The 22,793-nt window shown below is 69.5% G+C and carries 18 protein-coding genes; all 18 read right to left on the bottom strand.

Annotation, left to right across the window (positions count from 1 at the left end; translation table 11 throughout):
• A partial coding sequence (locus tag ACIP6U_RS46535; RefSeq protein WP_401729403.1) for a tetratricopeptide repeat protein occupies positions 1-2,348 on the bottom strand: 2,348 nt, incomplete at its 3' end.
• A gap of 272 nt (positions 2,349-2,620) precedes the next feature.
• A complete protein-coding gene (locus ACIP6U_RS46530) occupies positions 2,621-3,094 on the bottom strand; it encodes a hypothetical protein (RefSeq protein WP_401729371.1) in 474 nt (157 codons plus the stop codon).
• 133 nt (positions 3,095-3,227) lie between these two features.
• A complete protein-coding gene (locus ACIP6U_RS46525) occupies positions 3,228-3,587 on the bottom strand; it encodes a Tn3 family transposase (RefSeq protein WP_401729370.1) in 360 nt (119 codons plus the stop codon).
• Between the two features lie 74 nt (positions 3,588-3,661).
• Complete coding sequence (locus tag ACIP6U_RS46520; protein ID WP_401729369.1) at positions 3,662-3,877, bottom strand: hypothetical protein; 216 nt, start codon at positions 3,875-3,877, stop codon at positions 3,662-3,664.
• A gap of 77 nt (positions 3,878-3,954) precedes the next feature.
• The gene (locus ACIP6U_RS46515) at positions 3,955-4,737 is read right to left on the bottom strand and encodes a hypothetical protein (protein WP_401729368.1); all 783 of its coding nucleotides are present in this window, start codon (positions 4,735-4,737) and stop codon (positions 3,955-3,957) included.
• Positions 4,734-5,558: a hypothetical protein gene (locus ACIP6U_RS46510; RefSeq protein ID WP_401729367.1), complete on the bottom strand. Its 825-nt coding sequence runs from the start codon at positions 5,556-5,558 to the stop codon at positions 4,734-4,736. Before ACIP6U_RS46510 ends, ACIP6U_RS46515 begins: the two co-directional genes overlap by 4 nt.
• 132 nt (positions 5,559-5,690) lie before the next feature.
• Positions 5,691-6,653, bottom strand: a complete 963-nt coding sequence (locus ACIP6U_RS46505) for a hypothetical protein (RefSeq protein WP_401729366.1) — start codon at positions 6,651-6,653, stop codon at positions 5,691-5,693.
• A 284-nt stretch (positions 6,654-6,937) separates the two neighbouring features.
• Positions 6,938-7,861, bottom strand: a complete 924-nt coding sequence (locus ACIP6U_RS46500; RefSeq protein WP_401729365.1) for a hypothetical protein — start codon at positions 7,859-7,861, stop codon at positions 6,938-6,940.
• A 44-nt stretch (positions 7,862-7,905) separates the two neighbouring features.
• Positions 7,906-9,981 carry a hypothetical protein gene (locus ACIP6U_RS46495; protein ID WP_401729363.1) on the bottom strand — a complete coding sequence of 692 codons (2,076 nt, stop codon included), beginning with the start codon at positions 9,979-9,981 and terminating at the stop codon, positions 7,906-7,908.
• Positions 9,982-10,010: 29 nt separating this feature from the next.
• Positions 10,011-11,726: a hypothetical protein gene (locus ACIP6U_RS46490; protein WP_401729362.1), complete on the bottom strand. Its 1,716-nt coding sequence runs from the start codon at positions 11,724-11,726 to the stop codon at positions 10,011-10,013.
• Positions 11,727-11,976: 250 nt separating this feature from the next.
• Complete coding sequence (locus tag ACIP6U_RS46485; RefSeq protein WP_401729361.1) at positions 11,977-12,684, bottom strand: hypothetical protein; 708 nt, start codon at positions 12,682-12,684, stop codon at positions 11,977-11,979.
• A gap of 79 nt (positions 12,685-12,763) precedes the next feature.
• Positions 12,764-13,435 (bottom strand): hypothetical protein, encoded by a 672-nt coding sequence (locus ACIP6U_RS46480; RefSeq protein WP_401729359.1) that lies wholly within the window; start codon positions 13,433-13,435, stop codon positions 12,764-12,766.
• A gap of 652 nt (positions 13,436-14,087) precedes the next feature.
• Positions 14,088-14,222 (bottom strand): hypothetical protein, encoded by a 135-nt coding sequence (locus ACIP6U_RS46475; RefSeq protein ID WP_401729358.1) that lies wholly within the window; start codon positions 14,220-14,222, stop codon positions 14,088-14,090.
• A gap of 435 nt (positions 14,223-14,657) precedes the next feature.
• Entirely contained in the window at positions 14,658-15,593 is a 936-nt protein-coding gene (locus ACIP6U_RS46470) for a replication-relaxation family protein (protein WP_401729356.1), read from the bottom strand.
• Complete coding sequence (locus ACIP6U_RS46465) at positions 15,584-18,214, bottom strand: ATP/GTP-binding protein (RefSeq protein WP_401729354.1); 2,631 nt, start codon at positions 18,212-18,214, stop codon at positions 15,584-15,586. The genes ACIP6U_RS46470 and ACIP6U_RS46465 overlap by 10 nt, the downstream gene beginning before the upstream one ends.
• A complete protein-coding gene (locus ACIP6U_RS46460) occupies positions 18,190-18,840 on the bottom strand; it encodes a hypothetical protein (RefSeq protein ID WP_401729352.1) in 651 nt (216 codons plus the stop codon). Before ACIP6U_RS46460 ends, ACIP6U_RS46465 begins: the two co-directional genes overlap by 25 nt.
• Positions 18,837-19,994, bottom strand: a complete 1,158-nt coding sequence (locus ACIP6U_RS46455; protein ID WP_401729351.1) for an NlpC/P60 family protein — start codon at positions 19,992-19,994, stop codon at positions 18,837-18,839. Before ACIP6U_RS46455 ends, ACIP6U_RS46460 begins: the two co-directional genes overlap by 4 nt.
• A complete protein-coding gene (locus tag ACIP6U_RS46450) occupies positions 19,991-22,792 on the bottom strand; it encodes a hypothetical protein (protein WP_401729349.1) in 2,802 nt (933 codons plus the stop codon). The genes ACIP6U_RS46455 and ACIP6U_RS46450 overlap by 4 nt, the downstream gene beginning before the upstream one ends.
• Position 22,793: the final 1 nt, after the last annotated feature.

Here is a 22,793-nt window from a genome sequence, read left to right as displayed (position 1 = left end):
GCCAGCAGCTCGGTGTAGGCGACCGCGGCACCCGCCGCGTCCCCCGCCCACCCCTGCCAGTCGGCCAGGTTGTTCCGGGTGGTCAGGGTGTCGGGGTGGTCGGGGCCAAGTACCCGCACCCGGTCCGCCAGCAGCTCGGTGTAGGCGACCGCGGCACCCGCCGCGTCCCCCGCCCACCCCTGCCAGTCGGCCAGGTTGTTCCGGGTGGTCAGGGTGTCGGGATGGTCGGGGCCAAGTACCCGCACCCGGTCGACCAGCAGTTCGGCGTGGAGAGCTGCGGCGCCCGCCGCGTCACCCGCCTCCCCCCGCCAGTAGGCCAGGTTGTTCCGGGTGTGCAGGGTGAGGGGGTGATCCTCACCCAGCACCCGTAGTTGATCGGCCAGCAGGTCGGTGTAGGCGGCCGCGGCACCCGCCGCGTCCCCCAGCTCCCCGCACCAGTTGGCCAGGTTGTTCCGAGTGGCCAGGGTGTCGGGGTGGTCGGGGCCCAGCACCCGTACCCGGTCCGCCAGCACTTCGTTGTAGGCGGCCGCGGCGCCTGCGGCGTCCCCCACCTCCCCCCGCCAGTGGGCCAGGTTGGAGCGGGCAGTGAGAGTTTCAGGATGGTCCTCACCGAGCACCCGCACCAGGTCCGCCAGCAGGTCGGTGTAGGCGACCGCGGCACCCGCCGCGTCCCCCGCCTCCCCCCGCCAACCGGCCAGGTTGTTCCGGGTGGTCAGGGTGTCGGGGTGGTCGGGGCCCAGCACCCGCACCTGGTCCGCCAGCAGGTCGGTGTAGCCGACCGCGGCACCCGTCATGTCCCCTGCCTTCCACCGCCAGTCGGCCAGGTTGCCGCGGGTGATCAGGGTGCGAGAGTCGTCAGGGCCCAGCACCCGCACCCGGTCCGCCAGCAGCTCGACGAGGGCGGCCACGGCACCCGCCGCTTCCCCCGCCTCCCCCCGGAGCTTGGCCAGGATGCCGCGGGTGGTCAGGGTGCGAGAGTCGTCAGGGCCCAGCACCCGCACCAGATCCGCCAGCAGCTCGGTGTAGGCGACCGCGGCACCCGCCGCGTCCCCCGCCTCCCTCCGCCACAAGGCCAGGTTGTTCCGGGCGGTCAGGGTGTCGGGGTCGTCGGGGCCGAAGTGGCGGGTGTTGGTGTCCGCCATCTGATGGAAGTGGGTGGTGGCGGCTCGGGCTTGGCCGCTGTCGCCGAGGCTTTGGCCGATGCGGAAGAGCACGCCATGGGCGTATGGCCGGTACAGGGCGTCTTCGGCGTGGCGGGTGAGGGCGTCGGTGTTGGCGCGCAGGGCCTGGGCGAGGTCTCTGTCGCGTTCGTTGTCGGGCCAGGCGGCTATGAGGGCGTCGGCGGCGGTGCGGGCGTACTGCTCTCGCTGGTCGGGGGTGAGGGTGTCGCGGGTGGCACGCTGGATGAGTTGGTGGACGCGGACGGCCTGGTGGGGGGTGTCAGGGGTGTGGTCGATGAGGCTGAGCCGGTCCAGGGCGCGCAGGGCGCGTACCGGGTCGCGGCGGGCGAGGGGAGCCGGTTCCTCGGTGGGATGCTGGCCGGTGCGGTGCGAGGCGAGGTGAACGCGGGCCACCTCGCCGGTCAGCACATCGTGGGGGATGCCGTTGGAGTCGAGTAGGGCGGCCAGTTGGAGCATGGACCGGGCCAGGCCTGCGGGGCGAAGTCGGTCGGCGCGGTCGATAGACAGGGACCAAGCGGCGGCGAGGGCGACGGCCTGCTCGTCAGGCAGTGCGTCGGGAGCGAGGTCGGCGAGCGCGGTGGCGCGGTCGGCCAGCAGGTCGCGGTAGGCGGCCATGGTCTCGCCGGAGTCGATGAGGTAGGCGGCGGCCTGTGCCAGGGCCAGGGCCAGGTACCCGAGATCAGTGGCCAGGGCGGTGAGCTGTTCGGCGGGCTCGGTTCGTCCGTGCGCAGCCAGAGACGCGGCGAGGTAGGCGACGGCTTCGGCCTCGGTGAACAGGCCGACCTCGACCAGGCGGCGTCCCTCCCCCGTCAGGGCGGCGTCACGGCGACGGGTGGTGACCAGGGTCCTGCCGAACGGGCTGTCCGGCGGCCACAGGCCGTGCAGATCTTCGGGGTCGGCGACGTCGTCCAGGACGATCAGCCACCGGCACGGCCGCTGGCCGGCCTTGGGGGTCAGCCAGGCCAGGAAGGAGCGGGCCGCCTGTTCCGGATCGTCGGGGTCGGCTCGGCACAGGTCGACGCCGGCCTGCGCGTATCCGGTCATCACGGGCGAGCGGGCGCTCGCGGTGACCCACACCAGGACATCGAGACCGCCGGTGTCCCAGGCGGTGCGGGCGTAGTTGGCGGCGAGCTGGGTCTTGCCCACCCCGCCCATGCCGGTCAGCACCTGGCGCAAGACCGCGGTGCCACCGCCGTCGACCGTCGGCTGCAGCCGGTCCGCCTCGTCGCGGTGCTGGAAGGACTGTGCCCGGGAGGGGATGACCCCGACCTGGTACGGCCACGCTGCGGGCTCGCGCCGCGGGGAGGAATGCCGATGCTGGTGGATTCCCCCGTTGACACTGCCGACGGCGAAGCCGCCGCCGGTCGCGGTAATGCTCCTGGTGCCGTCGCCGATGGGGTGGTGTGGGACTTCGGGTGGGCTTGTGGTGGCCGGTCCGCTCAGCCCTGGGGCGGAACCGGCATGGGAGGGGTGCCGATCTGGGCCCCTCCGTGGATCACACCAGCCGCGATCGAGCCCTGCTCGGCGTGGATGTCTACCGCGTTCGCGGCCAACCCCCCCGGTCCGGCGACCACGCCGCCCTGCGGGGCATGCTGTGCGAGCAGGCTGCGCAGCTGCTCGGCCGCCCGCTCCCGCTCGGTCCCGTCCAGGCTTTCCAGCAGGGTCTCGATGCGGGTCTGCCAGACGGCCTCTTGGCGGTTGCGGGCCCGCTCCACCTCCGCCGAGTCGGTGGCCTGCACGGCGGCCGCGGTCTGGTCCAGACGGTCTAGCTCGGCCTGCTCACGCCGCGCATCGCCCCGGCCGAACCAGCCCGCCACCGCCTGGCGTAGACCCCTCCATGCATCCGTCCCTGCCGCCGTAACCAGCGCCGTGCCGCCGGACGCGGCCAGTGCGATCAATGCCGGGTCGAGCATCCCGACCTCCCCCTAAATCACAGTGTTAAGGGGGACGGTAACGCCGCATGCCGGGCCCTCGCACCCATCTCGTAGAAACCCTCTTGAAGCTTCCCCGGCACCCCAGAACGGGCTTTCTCGGCTGTCCGCGGACTCAGGCTCGGTCGGCTGGCTGCTCGGTGTCGGCGTCTGCCGGTATGCGAGGGCCTGGCACGGTGACTGCGGTGAGGTGCAGGCGGGTGTCCATGTCGAGGTTCACTTCCCCGTACGGACGTACGTGGGACCAGAACAGCGGGGTCAAGCCGCGCCGGTCGGCAGGTGTGAGGGGGTCGGCCCACTCCGGCTCGCCCAGGACGTCTTGGAGCATCAGGGTGTTCACGTACACCAGGGCGGTCTGGAGGATGCGCCGGCACAGGACGAACATCTCCTGCTCGTCACGCCGGCCGAGTCGTTCCCCCTTGGAGTGCTGAACAACGGCACCGGGAGTCGGTTCCGTCCAGCGCCAGACAGCCAAGCGGAGGTGCGCACCGCAGCCGTCCACTGGGCTGCCCCGGCTGCCTTGGTGTCGATCGATCAGGTGCTCGCGGCTCATGCCGCCCTGAGGGCCTTGAGGGCGATGTTCAGCAGGTCGGGAACGGCCTCGGGTGGCACGATGCGCATGGCCACATACGTGAGGACGAGTGTCACGATCGCGACGAGAGCGCCCCTGACGATTGCGGGAACATCGGCCTCCTGGACGTTGTCCATGGCGCGCCAGACGATCGACGCGAGGATGACCAGGGCAAGGACAATCAGAACGATCATGGTGGTGGGGTTCCTTTGACGAGAGGGGCTCACCTCTCGGTCTCGGCGTCCGGCCTCACCAGCAAAGAATCTTGGAACTACCGTTGGCTCTGTCGCTGCGCGATACGGCGCACCTGCTCGGCGGCGAGCCGCCGGGCCTTGCGTCGCACGCGTTCACCGAAGCCCTCCGGCTCGGCGGCGCCGGCGACGGCTGCCGCCTCGGTCCAGGTGGTGCCCGCGCCCTCGGCGTACGCGAACACCACCCGCCGTTCAGCCGGATCGAGACCCCGCAGCACGCGGTTGAGACGCTCATCCTCGAACACCCCGCCCGAAGTACCCGCCAGGAGGCCGGTGTCGGCGGCGACGAGGTCGTACAGCGACAGTCCGTCGCCCAGGTCGGCGTCCAGGGAGAGGACGCGCCCGTGTCGGGTGCGGCGGCGCCACAGGGGTACCGCTTGCCGGTGCCGCGTGCGGGCTTCAGCTCGCAGGGCTCCGACGGTTGTCGCGGGCAGGTGTCCGGTAGCGGTCAGCGGGTCGCACCAGGGTCCGAGCAGAGTGGTGGAGATGGCTTCGCCCCACTGAGGGCCGTACGGCAGGACGAGGTCGCGGGCAGCCAATTGCAGGAGAGTGCCGTGTGAGGGCCGGACGATACTTCGGCGCCAGAGCATCGCCCACAGCAGCGTGGAGGTGTGCTGGGCCCCGTCGAAGGTGCGCTCGTGGACCACGTACAGCCCCCCGTCCTCGCGAGCGCCCACAAGGGGCACGTCGAAGTCGTCGAGGGGGACGGCGACGTCCTGCAGCGGAACGGCGATCACTTCGAGAGGCTCTACACCCTTCCTCGCACACAGGCGGAAGACGGCTGTCGACTTCGGATCGGTCATGCCAGGTCCCTGCGGCGCTGCGTGAGGCGGCGTGTGTGTTCCGCGGCGAGCCGTTTGGCCTTGCGCCGTACGCGTTCGCCGAAGGCGTCGGGGTCGGCGGCCCCGGCGGCGGCCGCGGCTTCGGTCCAGGTGGTGCCCTCGCCCTCGGCGTACGCGAAGATCACCTGCCGCTCCACTGGATCGAGTGCGCTCAGCACGCGGTTGAGTCGTTCGTCCTCGAACACCCCGCCTGCTGTGTGTGCGAGGTAGCCGGTCTCGGCGGCAACGAGGTCGTGCAGGGTCAGTCCGCCGAGGTCGGCGTCGAGGGACAGCACTCGTCCGTGCCGCGTGCGGCGGCGCCACATCGGCACCAGCTGCCGGTGCAGAGCACGGGCCTCCGCCCTCAGCAAGTCCAGCGCAGTGCTCGACAGCTCCCCGGTGGCCCACAGGGGGTCGCACCACGGTCCGGCCAGGGCCGTGGACACAGCCTCCTGCCACCGGTCGCTGCGGGGCACGACAAGCACCTTGGCGGCAATGCGGTCGACGCCGGCGGTGCCGTCGGCGCGGGCAATGCGCGCGGCCTGCCGCGCGCCGCAGACGGCAGCGCGGACCGTGAGGGCCTCGACGATGTCCGGCGTCTTCCCCGGAAGCGGACGAAGATACAGAGGCGGAAGGATCCCGTTGCGGATTCTGTGGGCGGCCGCGGCCTGGAAGTTGCGGCTGAACTCCTCGCGGCTTGCCAGCCGGACACCGCTCTCCGTCACAGTGACGAACTCGGCTCCGTCGCTGACCCGGTGCCCCATGACGGGGACATGGGGCTCATAGGTCCACGTGCGTTCCACCGTGTGCTGCTCCTTACCCGAGAGGAATACTTCGCTTCTCGGTCCTGGCCGACGCGCACACCGGCAATCCATTTTTGTGACGCTGCTCACACAGAGGTCGGGCGCGGTTGTGCGGTATCTGGTGGATATCGATCAGGGGGCCGTACTGGGGTCTTGAGGGACGTCTTGGGCAGGTGCGGTGTCGGCCGCCGCTCCGGGGACGTTGGTGGCCGCCTGGATGAAGCCGTCCACGACGCGTCCGAGGGCGGCGGTGTGCTCCGGTGGGTCGAGTCGTTTGGCGAGGTGTTCGGCTGCCATGAGGTAGCCACCTGCGAGGGGTTCACGGAAGTAGAAGCGAGCTTGTTCTGCCGAGACTCGGTAGGTGGTGAGGAGGGTTGAGGAGACGTAGCCGCTCAGCGCGGAAGTGAAGGCCGTCAGTGAGGCCAGGGTGACTGCGGTGGCCGTGTTGTGTGCCAAGACCACGGCGCCAGCACCGGCGAGGATGAGGATGGTGGCTGTTCCCAGCACCCACGTGGCGAGTCGGAAGGCCGCGCGCGCCTGGCTGGTGGACAGCCGGTGGTACTCCTGGAGGAGCTCGCGATTCGCTGATAGCGGCGCGTCGGTTTCGGACACGTAATCCAGTTCGGCCATCCGTACGTTGAGTTCCTCAACGCGCACGAATTCCTGGTACGCCGCCTCCCTATTGACAGCGCGAACGCGGTAGACCACGACGAGGACGGTAGTGAGGGCCAGGCACGCGAAGGCCCACCATCCGCTGCCCGGGCCCACCTTGTCCTCGTCGGACGCCTTCTGACTAAGTTGCCACGCCACGAAGAGGGAAACAGTGACCATGCCGGTCAATACTGCGGGGAGCACAATTATCCAGATGTCCTTTTCCTCAGTCGCGTTGCGGTCACCCTTCGCCTTCTCGATATTTGCGTCAGCATGTGCTCTGGCTGCGGAGACTGCGGGTCGAAGTGCCACTTCTCTGGGTTTTTCGTCGGTGGGAGACGGCTGCTCGCTCTGTCGGGTCTCGGGACGGTCGGGTTGCAGCGATTCGCATCCGAGTGCCGGATAGGCGAAGGAGCTCGCCGGCTGGGCGGACCCGCGCGCCATCGGCTTCTTCTCCCACTCCGGGCTGGCCGCGGCGTGGCTGAACGAGCTGCAGGAGCATGCGCCGTACCTGCTGGTGCCGGACGGAGCGGCTGGCGGACGGTGGCTGACCGCCCCGTTCCTCGACCACGTCGCCGCCGCCAACTCGGATGCCGTCCGCACCTGGTTGGGCGAACCCGCTGACCAGCGGTGCCCCCGGTGCCCTGTGGGCCCAGCAGATCGCCGCCGCCGGCCGCCTCGCCCTGGACGTGCTCCTGGGCGTCTGTCCAGCCGAGGGAGTCCGGGTACTACGCGATCGCCGAGGGGGTCTGCGGGGGGTCTTGCGGTGGCGTTGCCTCCGGGGTGGCTCCGGGGATGTTGACGGCTGCCTGGATGAAGCCGTCGACGACGCGGTGGAGGGCGGGGACGTGCTCGGGGGCGGGAACTCGTTTGGCGAGATGCTCGGCCGCGAGGAGATAGCCGCCTGCAAGGGGTTCACGGAAGTAGAAGCGGGCCTGTTCAACAGAGACGCGGTAGGTGGCAAGGAGGGTCGCCGAGACGTATCCGCTGAGCGCGGAGATGAAAGCAGTCAGTGAGGCGAGAGTGATGGCGGTGGCAGTGTTGTGCGTCAGGACGACGGTGACGGCCCCGGCGAGGACGAGAACGGCCGTGGTTGTCATCACCCATACCGCAACTCTGAAGGCGGCATTCGCCTGGCCGGTCGAAAGGCGGTGGTACTCCTGGAGAAGGGCTCGGTTGGCCGACAGCGGTGCGTCCGTCTCGGGCACGTAGTCAAGCTCGACCATCCGTACGTTGAACTCTTCGGCGCGCACAGCCTCGTCGTAGGCGGCCGCCCTACTCGTCTCGCGTACTTGGTGGATTACGCCGAGGAGGATCGCGAGGCCGAAGCATGCGACAGGCCACCACCAGCTGTACGGAGCGCCGGATTCATCACCTTTCATTTCCCGTTCGTCGGCGTCGTAGACCAGGTAGAGAGCGGTTCCGATGGCCACTGCGAGGGACAACAGTGCGGGAAGCCCGACTCGCCAATTGTCTATGTGAGCGGATGCTCGACGGGCGTTTTTTGCTTTCTCGATCTGAGAGGCAGCTACGGCCTTGGCGGCCGCGACGGCTGGGCGGTTCTCTTGGTCGCTTTCGTCTCTCTCGGCGATGTCCTCTGGATTGCTCGCTCTACTCTCGGGGGCTCCGGGAGGCGATGATGATTCGTTCATGCTCTTCCTGTACTACGAGTCTGGGCTTGGGCTGGCTGCCTCGATCAGCGCGAGTAGGCAGATGGGGTGATGCGATTGCCGGTGACGATTCCGGCGAGGACGAGCCGGTCGGTGGTGGCGTCGCGGGGACGGTGAGTAGCGAGCCAGGCGAGTTCGTCGATGCGCAGGGTGCCGCCGCTGGTGGTCTTGGGTGTGAGGTCGAGGACGAGGAGCTGGCCGAAGGGGGCGTTGGTGTTGGTGTACTCGGCTTCCTGAGTGAGGTATTTCCCCTCGATGTGCGCACGGCTGTTGTCGTCGCTGTCCTGTTTCATCTCGGTGAGGTAGCGCAGCGGTCCGAAGTGGACCATGACGTCGGCGCGGCCCATGCCGACGTTGACGGGCTCGACTTGGACGACGCTGTGCAGCGGGCCGGCCAGCAGCCACTGGTGGAAGTCGCGCTGCAGATCGCCTTCGTTGGCGTCGCGATGCCCCTTCTCGGGTTTGCGACGGTAGTCGAAGGGAGGGTCGTCCTTTTTGCCGGGGCCGACCAGGCTGGTGCGGTTCAGGTCGGAGCGGCTTTTGAGGAACAGCAGGGTCTGGGTGGCCAGCACGCTGAATGTCCGGCGGACAGCGCCCGTGAACGCATCATGCTCGGACATCTGGGCCAGGAAGCCGTCGAGCAGCGGCATGATGAGGGGGTCATCGGCGTTGAGGCGTGCGACGTCATTGTCGTGGGCGAGGCTCTCGACGGCTGCGAGTCCGGTGTCGTCGAGGTTCGAGGCGAGGTGGCGAGCGTCCTTCTCGCCGAGTTGGCGTACGACGGTCGGGGCGATGCGGTATAGGCGTTCTCTGCCGGCCTCGGCGTCGGGGTCTTCGTCGTCTGAGCCGTCTGGGTCGCTGCCGGCTGGGCTGTGGGGGACCCGGGCCCCGATCCGTGCGAGGACGGCGGCCGCGGTGGCGGTGTCGAAGCCGGGGCGTGGGGAGTCTTCGGGGTGGGCTGCGGCGTACCGCAGGGCGCTGAGGAAGTGCTCTTTGCGGAGGAAGCCGTCCTCGACGGCCGGTTCGACCAGCGAGGCCAGTCCAGGGGTGTCCTGGGTGGTGCCGAGGGGCTGGATGGTGCGGGCGGCTCGGTAGGCGGTGAGGACCGCGTCGATGGCCTGCCAGGAGTCCATCCATACGTCGGCCGCGAACAGTTGCGTGGCGGCCCGTAGTTGGATGAGGAGTTGGGACCAGGCGATCTCGGCGGCCTGGCGGGGTTGGAGCCATGCGGGCTGGTGGGTGCCGTGCAGCCAGGCCCGGCGGCGTTCCAGGGCCTGTTCGATCCGGTCGGCAGCGGATGCCACTTGTTCGGCGTTGTGGGCGGTGAAGCCGAGGACGGAGTCGCAGACGGCGAGGTAGGCGGAGGCGTCATCGCGGGCTTCCTCTGCCGCTTCGACTGTGGCGAAGAGGGAGCGTGCCTCGCTGATGAGGCGGCTGACGTCGGGCAGGTCGGTCGAGGACAGGGCGGTGCGCAGGCGGTCGCAGCCGAGTTCGAACATGGCTTCGACGTCGGCGGCCTCGTCGACGGACAGGTGCTGCAGCAGCTCCCGCACGGCGGTGGAGACGCGGGTTTCCTGCTGCGCCCAGCAGTCCAGTGCGACGCCCAGGAGGCGGGGGAGACGCTCGAGGAAGTCCTCCGGGCCGTCGGCGGACAGTTCCTCGAGGATGTCCCAGACCTGGTAGGGGCTGACCGCATCGGAGGCGGCGAGCCTGATGGCACCCTCCAGGCGGGCGGCGGCAAGGAGCGGGCCTTCCTCGACCTGTTCGGTGAACCCGTCGAGGAGCGCTCCGTTCAGGGACTTGGCGAGCGCCTTCGTGGTGGCAGCGCTGCCCAGGAGTGTCTCCAGCGACGAGGTGAGGGCCAGGACGCTGCTCTGCTGGGCGAATCCCGCGGGGAATGCGGCTGCCGCCTGCTTCCATGCAGCGTCCGCAGCGTCGTAGGTGTGGACGATCGCCTCGGCCAGGAGGGGGGCGAGCGGGCCGGCCGCAACGTCCGGCACCTGGGTGCGGACCGTGTCCGCGGGCAGCCCGATGTCCTGGAACGTGATCCCTCGGACTCCGGTGGTGGCCAGGTCGCTGAGGCGGTCGGCGAGCTGCGTCATGTCCCCTCTCCCTCCGCGTCATATTCGCGTCACCACAGGGGCTTGCCTTCTGCCGCTTCCTTGATGCTGTCAGGCGGCAGAACATCATGGGCCAGGCCGAAGTCCGCGGTCGTGACGAGTACCTGCAGCTGGTTTGCCTCCGCCACAGCGTGGAGTTCCTCCAGGAGGAGGTGGATGTCGACGTTCTGGATCTCTTCCGCCTTGGGGCTGTCGATGAGCAGCAGACCCGGGTGGGTGGCCACCTGGTGTGCCGCACCCACGCGCAGCAGTGCCACGATCACGGCGATCCGAAGCCGGAGCCGTTCCCCGGGTACCTGGTCGGTGAAGCTGCGCTCATGCCCGCCGTCCGAAATCACCTTGAGGTGCGCGGCTCGGTCGATACTCACCGACTCCAGCGCGGCGAAGCCGAACTTGCGCCCGAGGTCGGCGATTGACGTGTTGAGGTCCGCGAACAGTTTGTCCGCTTCCTTCGCGTGGTCGTTCTCCAGGGTCTTCGCGCCGGCACGCAGTACCTTGATCGCCAGGTCCTCGGCCGGATCGTCGGAAGCGTCAGGCAGCTCGGGAAGCACGCTCAACGCGCCTTCCAGGCGCACTACTTCCTCTCGGGCCCGGGCGTACTTCGGCACCTGCGCGGCCGCATCCGCCCCCCGCAGCCTCTCCCGCGCCGTGCTGAGGTCACGCGACATCTGACCGAGTTCAGTCTCCGCCTGCTCCAGGGCGTCCTTCGCCAACTGCTCGGCCTGATTGTCGAGTTGTACGCGTTCCTCAGCCTCCGCCAGGACGTCCTCGGGCGTCTCGTCGTCGCCCTCGACGGGGCGTGCACACACGGCGCAGCTGTGTGCCTCGCGCTCCAACTGGCGCCGGTCCGCAGCGATGTCCTGATCGCACCGCGGACACGTTGTCGGGTCGAGCCCGTGGAACAGTCGGCGTGCGATCGCGCTCTCGCGGACATCGTTGAGGAGCTTCTCGTCCCGCTGACGCTGGCCCTTGGCCTGCCGGTGCACCCGCATCAGGTCATCCCACGCCTGCTGACGGTCCACCACCGTGGCCGCCAAACGCATCGTGGACTCGGCCAGATCGGCCAACGACTCCTGCTCGGAACCGGCCGTGCCTTCCGTCAGCTGGACCAGGCGGGCCTGGGCTGCTGCAAGATCCTCCTCGGTCTGCCGGCGCTGCGCTGAACGCTCTTCCTGCGCCGTTTTCGCCGCGCTCTGCCGACGCTTGCGGGCGGCGGCCATCAGATCCGCCTGCGTCTTGACCTTGGTCAGCACACCAGCGGCCGGCAGATCCAGGAACACCTGCAGGAGGCGGCCCGGCAGACCACCCATCACGACGTCCCCGAGCAGCGCCGCAGAACGGGCCGCCGGGAGATACAGGGCCCCGAAGTACGCGGGCCACCCGTGGGCAACCGCGGACGTCCCCTGCTTGGCACTGACCAGAGGGTGCAGGTCCATCCACTGCATCATCAGCGCCTGCACCTGCTCGGCATAGCTCTCCGCACTCGCGGCGCGAAACAGCGCCAGCACCTGCTGCGCCGGGTCGGGGGAGCGGCGGGCCTCCAGCGCGTCCAGATCGGGGCCGGCCAGGGCGACGGCGGAGGTGATCTTCTCGTTGTCCAGGTTGAGGCGGAAGCCCATGGCCTGGCCCGCGACCGTGGCGTCGAGGTCCACCTCCCGCAGCCAGTGGATGGCGCCGCTCTTCTCCCGAGGGGTACCCCGCAGACACCACGTCACCAGTTCCAGCACACTCGACTTCCCCCGCAAGTTCGACGCCACCAGGGCCGTCAGCCCCTCGCCGAACCTCAACGTGGTCTCGAACGGGCCGGGTTCGAGAGCTCCGGTCCGCACCCCCGCCACGCGCAGCCGGTGGATCCGCAAGGGCCGCGGCCGGGCGGGAGGCGCTCCCAGCGGGATTCCCTGGGACTCGAACACCGTCCGCACGTCCTCGACCGTCACCCGCCCGCGCGCCGCGATCCGCGCCTCCAGCGCAGTCTCGTCACCCATGATCGCCTGCTTCCCCGTCCCTTGCCTGCCTGCGCAGCTCCTCCAGCCGCGCCCGTGCGCGCACGCTCACCGAGCCAATCCGATCACCGCGGGCCGCCTCGGCGTATTCACGCTGCAGGTACTGCTGTCGCTTCAGCTGGCTGCCACCACGTCCGTCAGCCAAATCGAGCACCAGCCCGACCCGCTCCACGTAGTACTGGAAGGCGGGTGCCTGCCGGATCATCTCCCGCGCGACGGTGCGTCCCGCCGTCAGCAGGAAGTAGTCGTGCTGGCGCACCCGGTCGACGGTTCCACGGCGTCGACGCGCCACCAGACCGGCGCTCCGTAGTACAGCGAGGGCGTCGTCCAAGGGTTCGTAGGCCCCGAAGTGGTGCCGCAGCATGGGGTAGCAGCGCACTTCCGGTTCCTCGGAATCGAGAATCTGGGCGGCCAACTCCAGCAGCCGGGCCTCGGCGCTCGCCTCATACTTCGTCAGCAGCTCATCTGCCAGGTAGTCAGGGTTGCGGAGCCAGAAGTCGAGCTTCTGCAAGCGCACTTGAGTGCGGACAACTCCTACGGCAGATTCCAGCCCGGGCTCACGTTGTTCGACGTCGGACACCTGCTCGCAGGCTCCGTCGATGAGCAGCAGGAGCCGCACGGCATCCTGCTCCCGGCTCGTCACCCGCTCGGCGGCCTCTGGATGGGGCAGTCCTTGATCCACCACCCCAAGGTATCGCCCAGTAGCCGCACCTGTACCGTCCGCGTACGAAGTGATCGTGCGCCCGGCCGCGGGCAGATTCTCATGACGTCTCGTCGACGTGTACTCGGCGGCGGGACGACAGATCGATCACCGCAGCACGTGGTCGTACAAGTTCTTCGAGAGTCTTGCGGAATTGGTCCGCCTGCGAGCGTTGCGACGGACTGGTGTGGCGACGCTGGAAGCGATATCGCCGACTGCCTTGGGCGAAGTAGTCCTTCCGCCAACGGTGGATGTCGTAGAGGCTCGGGGCCAGCCGGCGTCGTACTGCGCTGGGGAACGGTTCGTGTAGACCGGCAGCGCGCGTTGTCGTTGACACCCGAGGCTGTTCCCGGATCCCCAGAACCGCCTTCACTGCTTCGCGACGCGCGCTGACGAAGTCGAGCTCGGGGAAGTACTCGCTGCGCGGCGTCGACGAGGCGGATAACAGCCGGCAAGCCGCAAGAGCGCGGGCCTCGCTGGTTTGGTACTCCGGGTGCGCGGGCGACAGCCAGGCACGGGTCACCGTCGACCCGAACCGGTGTGCCTCGCCGCGCAGGGCTTCGAAACGGGCTCGCGGCCCTGCGGTGGAGCCCACCTTCACGTAGGACACAGCGCCGGTGATCGCCAGCACATAGATGAATCCGGTGCCTTGCGTAGCCCGATTGGGGACCGGCCGCTTCTTGATGTAGTTCTGCAGCCAACCGCGAGGGTCGTCGTACACCAGATGCAACATCCCTGCCCTTTCGCTGTGTTGGCGCACAGTGAACCGGAAGGGACTGACATCAGACACAGGCTTGCAGCCGGTCGCGCAGGCGACGTACGGCATCACCCCCCGGAAGCAGCAGGGGACCCGTGCCTGACTCACGCCAAGAACCTGGCGACGATCCAGGCGGGCGGCGGCGAAGCCTGCGAACGCCGAGGCCCAGCCTTAGAGGCGAGGGCAGCACGGTGCCGTCCTACCGCTACGCCCAACTCGACTCCCACCTAGCCAGGAGGGCCTCTGCACGTTCAGTCCCTGCTGTTCGGTCCCTAGCAAAAGTACAGGTCACGGCGCTAGACGACGCGCGTAAGGGACTCAAGGGACTCTAGTTGGGGGTTATGAACGAGTCATGTGTGCATGTACGCGCGGGCGTATCTGTTGAGCTACATGTTAGTTTCGATCCATCAGTGGAAGAGAGCCATGGGCTGTCCTTCCTGGGAGAGGAGCCGATCTGTACGCATAGCCGCGGTGCATACCGAGGACGGGGCAGGGGTGGAGGCTGACAGGGGGCGGCGCGGAAGCCGAACTGTCCGGACCCGGTGGTTGGCGGCGTCACCTGCGCGTCGGCCCGAGACGCGGTGCAGCACGTGGAGTGCAACGAGCAGATGAAGCGACGGGATGTGCGTCAGGCTTGAAGAAACGGATCGTCGTCGAAGCAACCCACCAGCTGGTTGTCGAGGAGGTCGGGGGTGATGGCTTCTGCGCCGGTCTCGATCGCTTCCTGGGCGGCCTGGCAGACGAGACAGGACAGCGGCTTCATGTAGCCGCCGGTGCGCCGGTGCAGGTGTTCGGCGAGCTTGAGGAGGTCCCCCGGGGTGTGCTGGTGCAGACGTAGATCCTGGTCGAAGGCCTTGACGACTTCGTGGAACAGATCGTAGTCGTCGGCGCTGTAGGGGATCGGATTGACGGCAAGGGTGGGGGATGCCCCCTGATCCGCCTTCGGGCGGGCCGGGCCGCTTGCCGCGCCGGGCCTCGTTGACGATCTCGCGAGAGCCGGTCCCGCAGTAGACGAAAGAGACGTTGCACTCGGCGGCCAGGTAGTTGAAGTGGTCCCCGCCGACGCGGGGGTGAGCCGGAGTCGCTGGTCCTCAAGAAGACCACGGCTCAGTGGTCCCGCCGTCGGGCAACTGTGTTCCCGGTGCCTGAGGGAATGGTCTCCCTGCCGTAGCCGTCCTTGTCCGGTGTGGGGGTCGGGTCACAGCTTGGTCCATGGTCGCGACTTGCCGCCGGTGAGAGGTGTCCAGACGTCGCTGGTGGGGCCCTGTTCTTCGAGGTCTTCCAGTACGGCGGCGCCCAGGGGTACTTGCTGGGCCATCGTGGCCACCAGGGGGTGTTGGGCGACCATGGCCTGCAGATCGCTGATCCGGCCATTGAGGACCTGCCGGGAGGCCGCGGTGAGGGCGAACAGGATGCGTGGGAAGACTGGGTACCGGCGCAGCCACGCCGGGCCCGGGATGGTCTCGGTGTGTCTGGGGCGCTGACGGCTGACGGGCTGCGGCTGGTAGGACCACAGGCGGGCGTATTCGATCAGTTTCGCCGCGAGGCGTTCACTGCTCATGGTGGCGCGGTCGACTTCGACGAACGCCCTGAGTTTCCGTCGTTGTTGGTCTTCGATGAGTGTGTAGTGCATGACCGCGTCGGCTACGACCCGCTCTCCGTCGCCGATCGTGTGGAGTACCTCGGGGGTCCAGTCCAGGTGACCGTGTTCGTCGCCGTGTCGGCGGGCGTCCGCGACGAACGCCAGGTGCGTGCGTAGGACCGTGAGGGTGTGCGGGGTTTTGAGGGAGGCAGCCGTGGCTGAGGTGATCGGGTACGGCGGACGGCCCCGCAGCGCGGGCCAGTCCCGCGTGAGGCGGGCACCTTTGTGCGTGAGGTACCAGACGCGGCTGCGATGGGATTGCGGCAGCACGACGAAGTCGACCAGGTGCTCGCCGAGCAGCTGGTTCAGCCGCTGGGAGACGGACTGGCGGGAAGGGTCGGGCCGCAGCAGAACGTGCAACTGGTGGGTGGAGGCCATGCGGTGCTGGGCGAGCGTGGCCAGGAGTTGATGCTTGAGGGGCTCGGTAGGGCTGGGAGTGGAGCCCGCCGGCGTCCGCCCCTCGGCATTGGGCGGATCGGTGGTCAGTTCCATCCGTTCTCCTTCGACTGGCGGGCCGCGGTGGTGCCGGCCGGGGTGTGTGCGGTGAGGAAGGCGGTGACGCGGTCGAGTTGTCCTGCGGCATGCTCGGTGAGCTCATCGAGGGGGGCCGCCCTGGCGTTCGTCCGGGCGGCTCGTTCCAGTGCGGGGATGTCTCGTGGGCGGGCCTGGGCGGCGAAGAGGGTGTCGAGGTGGGGTCCGTGCAGCTGGACGGGCCCGATGCGACGGCCGCGCACGTTCATGGAGACGAAGTGTTCGAACCGGTCCATGGTGGCGACCCGGTCGGGGCTTGGGTTGTCGCCCCATTCCGCGGTGACTGGGGCGATCGCGGACATTGACCCGGCGGTGGTGGCCAGGGTGGAGGCGTTTTGCACCAGGGACAGGCGTACTGGGGTGGGCAGGCGGGAGAGCAGTTGTGTCATGCCGTGGACGTGGCACCGGTACTTGCGCAGGTCTTCGAACATGGCGGCGATGGTTTCCGGGGCTGCCCCGGTGAGAGTGATCAGCTCGTCGAAGTAGGGGCGGAACGGCACCCGCTTTTGCTCGGGTGTGTCCCGCCTAGAGCGTGCGGCCCGCAGCAGATCGCGGGCCAGCAAGGCGGTCAGTAGGCGGGCGGTGGGGCCGTTGCCGCCTGGGCACACCCACACGATCATCTTGGAGTCCATCGCGGTGCGGATGTCGTAGGCGCCGATGGGCTGGCCGAGGAAGGCGCGGGTGATGGGGTTGGAGGCCAGGCGGGCGAGCGGGTTGATGACCACGGCGAATGAGTCGGTGGGCAGGGTGGGGAACACGGTCTTCCACCAGGAGCGGGTCTCTTCATCCAGCCGGTCCGCCACCGCGGCGAGTGCTGCCGAGCGGAACGACGCGTCTGTGAGCAGGGCCCGTACGTGGAAGATCGTGGCCTGGTCCTCGGGCCTGCCTGCCCGGCAGGCCGCCTCGTTCACGGCGACCAGGACGGTGAGCGCAGCGCCCAGGATGGTGAGCGCGCGCGGGGCGGTCGCGTCGTCCCAGGCCAGGACAGAGGCATAGGCGTCGGCGATCGCCTCGACGACTTCGTGCGCCGCCTGACCGTGCTGCATACCCAGCGGATTCCACGAGCTCACCCGCGGGTTGGCGCCGAGACCGTTGAGGTCGACCAGTGCGATCCGCTCCATCAGGCTCTCGTGCGCCAGGAACGTGGTGGCCCGCGGCCAGGAGTCGCGGTGCGGGTCGACGAAGACCAGCCCGCCGCCCGCGTGCGCCCAGCCGATCGCCTGAGCCAGGGCCCGTTCGGTCTTGCCGCCGCCTGCCTTGCCCGTCCCGACCTCGAACAAGGTCTCCTCGGCGTACGTGGCGACCAGCCGCTGCCGGCCGTCGGGACTGCGGTAGATGCCCTGCAGCAGCAGCGTGGGGTCGCCGAAGGCGAAGGTCGGCAGGTCCCCGGCCAGGACCGGCAGACGGCAGTTGACGGTCGGCGGTTTGAGCAGGCCGGTGAGCTCCTCCAGCCTCACCCAGTTCCCGCGCGGCGGCTGGCAGTGCCCGAGATCCCAGCGCCGCTCGAAGCCGCGGCGGGTGGGCCAGTGGTCGGCGCCGATCCGCCACGGACCCAGCCGCCAGCCGCGCATCGCCCACCGGGAGCGCCCGCCGAACACATCGAACGCGGCCTGGAGCTGGCCGAGCCGGGCCTGGGCGCGGCCCTCGATGTGCGAGGCGCACATCACCAGCAGCTGCACCCGCACCAGATGGTCGTCCTCGGCGAGCTTGCCCAGCGCCTCGGCCGGCTCCACCCGACGCGGTACGGGCGGCATCACCAGCCGCCGACCCGAACCTTGGCCGGGCCGGTCACTGAGGAGTTGCTGCAATTGACCGCGCCAGGAGTCCTCGATGCCGCTGGCGTCCTGCCGCAGCCAGCGCGCGGCCCGCTGGGCCTCCCGGCGCTCGGAGCGGCGCGCGCCGCTCATCAGCTGCATGCGCCGTGCCCGCAGCGACCATTTCGCAGCGCGCTGGATGTCCAGCCGTATCTCGGCGAGGTCGCCGAGTTCGGCCCGTAGATCGGACACGGCGTCAACGAGGGGCTGGAGGGGGTCGGGGGAGAGCGGCACCTCGCGCAGCGGCGCGGTGAGCTTGCCCCGCAGGATGAACTCGGCTCGCACCACGTGTTCACGCGGTTTGTCGACGATCGGCCGGGCCCGCTTGACGGTGATGTCCGGCCCGAAGGGGCTGATGGACAGCAGCCGTTCACCGCCGGCCGGGCCCTCGACGCGGTAACGCAGTGGGCTGGAGCCGTCCGCGCGCAGCCGGATCTGCACGGCCTTCGCCCGGCGCGGCGCCCACCAGGGCATGGATGTGGAGGCGCGGGCGAGCTGGACGCCGCGCCGGAAGATCTCCTCCAGGCCTGGGTCGAAGTGCCGGCCTGAGACGAGTTCCAGGGCCATCCGCTGGGCCGAGGCGTGTGCGGCGAGACGGCGGATCACCATCTCGCCCACGCCCCAGCACACGGCGATGGCCGCGGCGAGCAGATACCAGCGGTCGTACAGCCAGTCGACGGCGTCGACCAGGCAGGAAAGCAGGCCGAGTGCCTGCCCGGCAGCTGCTTCGCCGGCCCGGTCCGTCAGGTGCGGGGCTGCGGAGTCCATGTCTGTGCTCCCTTCGTGGTGGTGCGGGTGAAGTGCCAGTCGGTGATGCGCAGATCGGTGAAGTTGCCGCCGTGGTCGGTGCCGGCCCACACCAGATGGACCACCGCCTTGTCCGGGCTGCCGTCGCGGCGGGCGATCGCGGCCTGGATACGGAAGCGGGTGGTGGCGAACGCCGGGGCCACCGCCCCGCCCGAGGTGGGAAAGACCGTGGGCCACTTTCCGCGGCCGATGCCGGTGGCGTCCGCGCGTAGCAAGGCCCGGCCGGCGGCGAGCAACTCGCGCTCGTCGGCGGCAGGAAGGTCGGCGGGCCAGGCCGTCTCCAGGTTGCGCTGGACGGCCCGGTCACCGGCGACACCCTCGCCATGCGGCGCCAGCGCGGACGCGGGGACCGAGGGCGTCGATGCGGAAGGCGTCGTGGACGGAGCCCAGTTGGCGGTCGGCTTGCTCAGCGGAGGCGCCGCGGTCGTAAATGACGGATTCGTGGCCGCGTGCGTGACGGTAGCCGTAGCCGTTGCCGCGGTTGGCGGCTCCTGGCCGTGTGGCATGTCCAGCAAGGCGATGCCGGTGACGGTGAGCATGGCGGTGCTCAGCAGCAGCAGACGCGGTGAGCGCGGGACGGTGGTCACAGCAGTCGTGCTCCTCCTGTGTAGCCGGACATGGTGTTGACGGCGTCCAGGCGCACCACCGTGTCGGGGCGGGGGGCGTTGATCATCTGTCCGCTGCCCAGGTAGATCCCGACGTGGTAGATGGTGGAGTCGTGGCTGGGTGCGGTGGCGAAGAAGACCAGGTCACCGGGCTTGAGTGCGCCGGTGCCGAGGCTGGCGGGGATGCGCTGGCCGGCAGCGGCCTGGGCGGCCGCGACACGCGGCAGGCTGATACCTGCCCGCGCGTAGGCGTACTGGGTGAGTCCGGAGCAGTCGAAGCCTTTGATGCCGGTTCCGCTCTTGCCCTTCGGTGAGCAGCAGATGCCGTATGACTTGCCGCTCGCGTTGCCCCCGCCCCACGAGTAGGGCACGCCTCGTTGGGAGAGCGCGGCCTCGATGACCGTGCGGGCCGTTCCTGTGACGTTGTTCAGGTCTGGGTCCTTGGCGGCCGCTGTGTACTGGTCGATCCACCCGAGCACGTTGGTCACGTACTCGCCGGAGTGGTTGTACTGCCAGATCGCCGCCTTCAGTTGGGTCCGCTTGGTCAGGTCGCGTCCGCCTCCGCCTCCGCACAGGTAGTCGGCGGCTCCGAGGGCGGCGTCGTCGGCGTTGTGCGGATCTGCTGTCGAGTCCCCGTTACCGTCATGCCCGATCGACTGCCAGGTGGAGGGCAGGAACTGGAAGGGGCCGACGGCGCGTTCCCCGGTTGTGGTGCCGTCCCAGCGTCCGTTGTCGGTGTCCGGGATGACGGTGGTGTTCCCGCCGGCACCGGAGCCGTTGAGGAGCACTCCGTAGATCTTCGGGCGGATGTCGCCGGCTGCGGTGATGGTGTGGCCGATGGCGTGGTGGGACTCGACCTCGGCGATGGCGGCGAGGATCGGCCAGCGCATGCCCCGGCACTTCGGCGCGTGTTCTCCGATCTGCCCGGCGGCCTTCTTGTAGGCGTTCAGCATCCGCGGCGGGATGTCCGCCGCACTGCCGCCCTCGGCGATCCCGCCGGTTTCCTGCGCGGCCGTCTTGAGCGTGACGTATGCGCTGATCGCGTGCCCGACCGGTGCGGCACTGCACACGGCGGCGAACAGCAGCAGTACCACCACGCATCCCCACTGCCGGACGCGGCGGCCGGGCCCGGTCATTCGTCCTCACCATCTTCGTTCTGGCGCCGGGCCCGTTCTTGGCGCCCGGCCCGCTCCTGCCGCAGGCGTTCCGCATCAGGTGCGGTCCGTCGCATCAGCTCCTGCATCCGGGCCGCCGCTTCCTCACGCGCCTGGCTCCGCGGCCGCCCGCCCCCGGGAAGAACGGCCGAGCCAAGGTCGGACCCAGGCGTTGGGCCAAACCCGTCCCGGCGCTGGCGTTGGACTGGGGGAGGAGCTGCCCCCGTCCTGCTCCCTGATGCCGACGCCGTGCGGGAAAGAGAGCCGGTGGGAGGAGGCTGCGCAGGGGCAGAGGTATTGGCAGCAGCGCGCGCTGGGGCTGCGGTGGGGAGTCGGCGGGTGGTGAACGGGCCAGATCCACTGGCGTCGTTGGTGTTCTCCCGTACGACGCGGGCTACGTGCCGGCCGGTGTTGCCCCAGGCTCGGCTGTCCTCGCGGATGGTGTTGCCCCACACCCGTACCTGCTGGCGGGCGTCCTGGGCGTAGCGCGAGCCCCCTGACCGCGCCCGGCGGACGCCTGCGGGCAGACCGAGCGTCGACCCGTAGGCGGTGCGGCCGCTGCGGTTGAGGATGCGGTAGCCGCGGAAGCGGACCAGCCGGTTGTGGGCCCGGGTGGACAGCAGCGTGCGGTCGGCGTGCTGGTCGTGCAGCGTCCGGCCGGAGACGGGGTCGACGATCTGACCGCCCTCGTCGCGGTAACGGTCAGGGGGACCGCCGGGCCGGCGCGGCCCGTTGCCGCCCGGACCGCCCCTCCCGTCGCCCGACGGCCCGGCGGTGTCCGCGTCCGGGTCGCTGTCGGCGGTGGGCTTGCGCCACTTGGCCAACTGCTCTCGATCCGGGCGACGGCCGATCAATAGCCCGTACGCCCCCTTCGCGCCGAGCCTTGCAGCCAGCCCGCCCACGGCTGTTGCCGCGGTCAGGGGGGCCAGGCCGCGCCCGGCCTCGGCGGTGGCGTCGGCGAGGATCCCGCCAGTGTTCACCGGCATGCCCGCCCCGTCGACCAGCGAATTGAGTGCGCCCATCAGCCGCTGACGGGTGCCGAGCAACCCGAACCTGCCCACACCTCCGCCGGCGAAGGCGCGCAGCCCGCTGCCATATCCGCCCATCACAGTGGGGGAGTTGAGGGCGAGCGCGGCGCCGAGTTCGGAGGTGTCGCCGGGCAGGTGGGTGCCGCCGACCTTGGCGTAGCGCATCCGCATCACCATGCGCTGACCGAAGGAAGAGATCCCTGCCAGCAGGCGGCGGTGCCCGGCCGCGCCCGCGATGGCCAGCACGTCGATGAGCAGGATCCGTTCCACCATCAGATCGGGGCCGTTGGTGAGGGTGACGTCGACGGCGATGCCGAAGAACGGGATGAACGCGCAGATCCCGATCACGGCCAGGCACGCGATCCCCCACAACGACAGCCACTTCCACACCGACTGGCGTGCAGGCCCGGGCAGCATGCCCGCGACGAACGTGATCCCGCCCGCGGCCGCTGCGGCCGCGCACACGCCCTGGGTGCCCAGCAGGACGATCGCGCTGGACAGGAGCATGCCGCAGATGAACAGGGCGGCGATCAGCAGCAGGAACGCGCCGCCGACCCGCCACCAGGTGGGCTTCTCCGCGTAGGCGGCACACGCTTTGCCGACGTCTCCGGCCTTGTTCAGGTCGGCGAGGAAGGCGGCGAACTCCTGGTCCTCGTCGGTGACGATCGCCTGGGAGGCGTCCAGGAGTTCGCCGCCTGGCGTCAGCTCCGGCAGGCCGCCGCTGGGGAGTTCGCCGGTGTCCCGCTCGCAGTACTGCTTGCCCGGCCCCTTGATCAGGTCGCAGGTGTTGTCCTGCTTGTTCTGCTCCTCGCAGGTCTTGCGCATCGGCTTGGCGAGCGCGTCGCAGTCGGCATTCCCGGACGCGTCCGAAGGGTCGGAGGCTTTGTATCCGCCGGTGACCCATTTCAGGTGGACGGTGTAGGCCTTGCGGTCGGCCGGCTTCGCGGGGTCGAGGACGCGTCCGTATTCCAGCAGCATGTAAGGCTTGACGATCAGCGCGTTGGTGATCGAGTCCTGCAGGGGGCGGGCCACATCCGCAGCAGTGACAGGCCTGTCCGCCTCGGTCTGCTCGCACTTGGTCTCGGCGTTGGCGGCCATGCTGTCGCAGGGGGTCTTGCTGGCGAGTTTCCCGCCCCAGGCGTAGGAGTTGACGCTCTCCTGGGCGACGTCGGCGGCCACTTGCTGGGCCTGCCCGAGCGGTCCGTCGGTGCCGAGGAGGGTGTCGGGGCGGATGAGGGCCGAGGCGGCGATCGCCCCGATGAGCAGGGTGAGGAAGATTTCCCCCAGACCGCGGCCGACCCGCCCGCGCACGATCATGAACCCGGCGAGGACGAACGCCCAGGCCAGCAGAAGTCCCTTCAACCCGAGGGTGTCGACGACGACATGGTCGTAGGCGTCGGCGGTTTTCTGTGCGGGCTGGGTGAGGATCTTCAGCAGCGGGAACCTGAGCGCGACTTCGATCGCCCAGCCGGCGAGTCCGACCAGTAGCCGGATCAGGGTGAAAAGCCCGGACAGGGCGAAAGCCAGGGCCTGGTCCTTGAAGTCGACGATCGAGCCACCTGAAGCGTTGAGGTCGTAGCCGTCGATCAACACCCCCTCGGAGGAGGTGATGTTCAGCGGGGCGAGCAGGTCCCCGGTCTGGCTGGTGCTGCCGGCGGCATACACGACCTGGCTGTTGACCAGAAGGAAGACGCCGGTGAGCACGATGACCGTGGCGGCCGAGCGCAGAGTCGCGCGGTCTGGACGCAACACG

Origin of the sequence: Streptomyces sp. NPDC088794 (genome assembly GCF_044750545.1) — a bacterium.
Classification (GTDB): Bacteria; Actinomycetota; Actinomycetes; order Streptomycetales; family Streptomycetaceae; genus Streptomyces.
The sequence above is the reverse complement of the archived record's forward strand: the minus strand, read 5'-3'. Positions and strand labels throughout refer to the sequence as shown.

What these genes read in the sequence shown, in the direction of transcription:
- ACIP6U_RS46530 (WP_401729371.1), bottom strand. Translation starts at nt 3,094, where the DNA reads ATGCTCGACCCGGCATTGATCGCACTGGCCGCGTCCGGCGGCACGGCG.
- ACIP6U_RS46520 (WP_401729369.1), bottom strand. Translation starts at nt 3,877, where the DNA reads ATGATCGTTCTGATTGTCCTTGCCCTGGTCATCCTCGCGTCGATCGTC.
- ACIP6U_RS46515 (WP_401729368.1), bottom strand. Translation starts at nt 4,737, where the DNA reads ATGACCGATCCGAAGTCGACAGCCGTCTTCCGCCTGTGTGCGAGGAAG.
- ACIP6U_RS46505 (WP_401729366.1), bottom strand. Translation starts at nt 6,653, where the DNA reads ATGGCGCGCGGGTCCGCCCAGCCGGCGAGCTCCTTCGCCTATCCGGCA.
- ACIP6U_RS46500 (WP_401729365.1), bottom strand. Translation starts at nt 7,861, where the DNA reads ATGAACGAATCATCATCGCCTCCCGGAGCCCCCGAGAGTAGAGCGAGC.
- ACIP6U_RS46495 (WP_401729363.1), bottom strand. Translation starts at nt 9,981, where the DNA reads ATGACGCAGCTCGCCGACCGCCTCAGCGACCTGGCCACCACCGGAGTC.
- ACIP6U_RS46480 (WP_401729359.1), bottom strand. Translation starts at nt 13,435, where the DNA reads ATGTTGCATCTGGTGTACGACGACCCTCGCGGTTGGCTGCAGAACTAC.
- ACIP6U_RS46475 (WP_401729358.1), bottom strand. Translation starts at nt 14,222, where the DNA reads ATGAAGCCGCTGTCCTGTCTCGTCTGCCAGGCCGCCCAGGAAGCGATC.
- ACIP6U_RS46470 (WP_401729356.1), bottom strand. Translation starts at nt 15,593, where the DNA reads ATGGAACTGACCACCGATCCGCCCAATGCCGAGGGGCGGACGCCGGCG.
- ACIP6U_RS46465 (WP_401729354.1), bottom strand. Translation starts at nt 18,214, where the DNA reads ATGGACTCCGCAGCCCCGCACCTGACGGACCGGGCCGGCGAAGCAGCT.
- ACIP6U_RS46455 (WP_401729351.1), bottom strand. Translation starts at nt 19,994, where the DNA reads ATGACCGGGCCCGGCCGCCGCGTCCGGCAGTGGGGATGCGTGGTGGTA.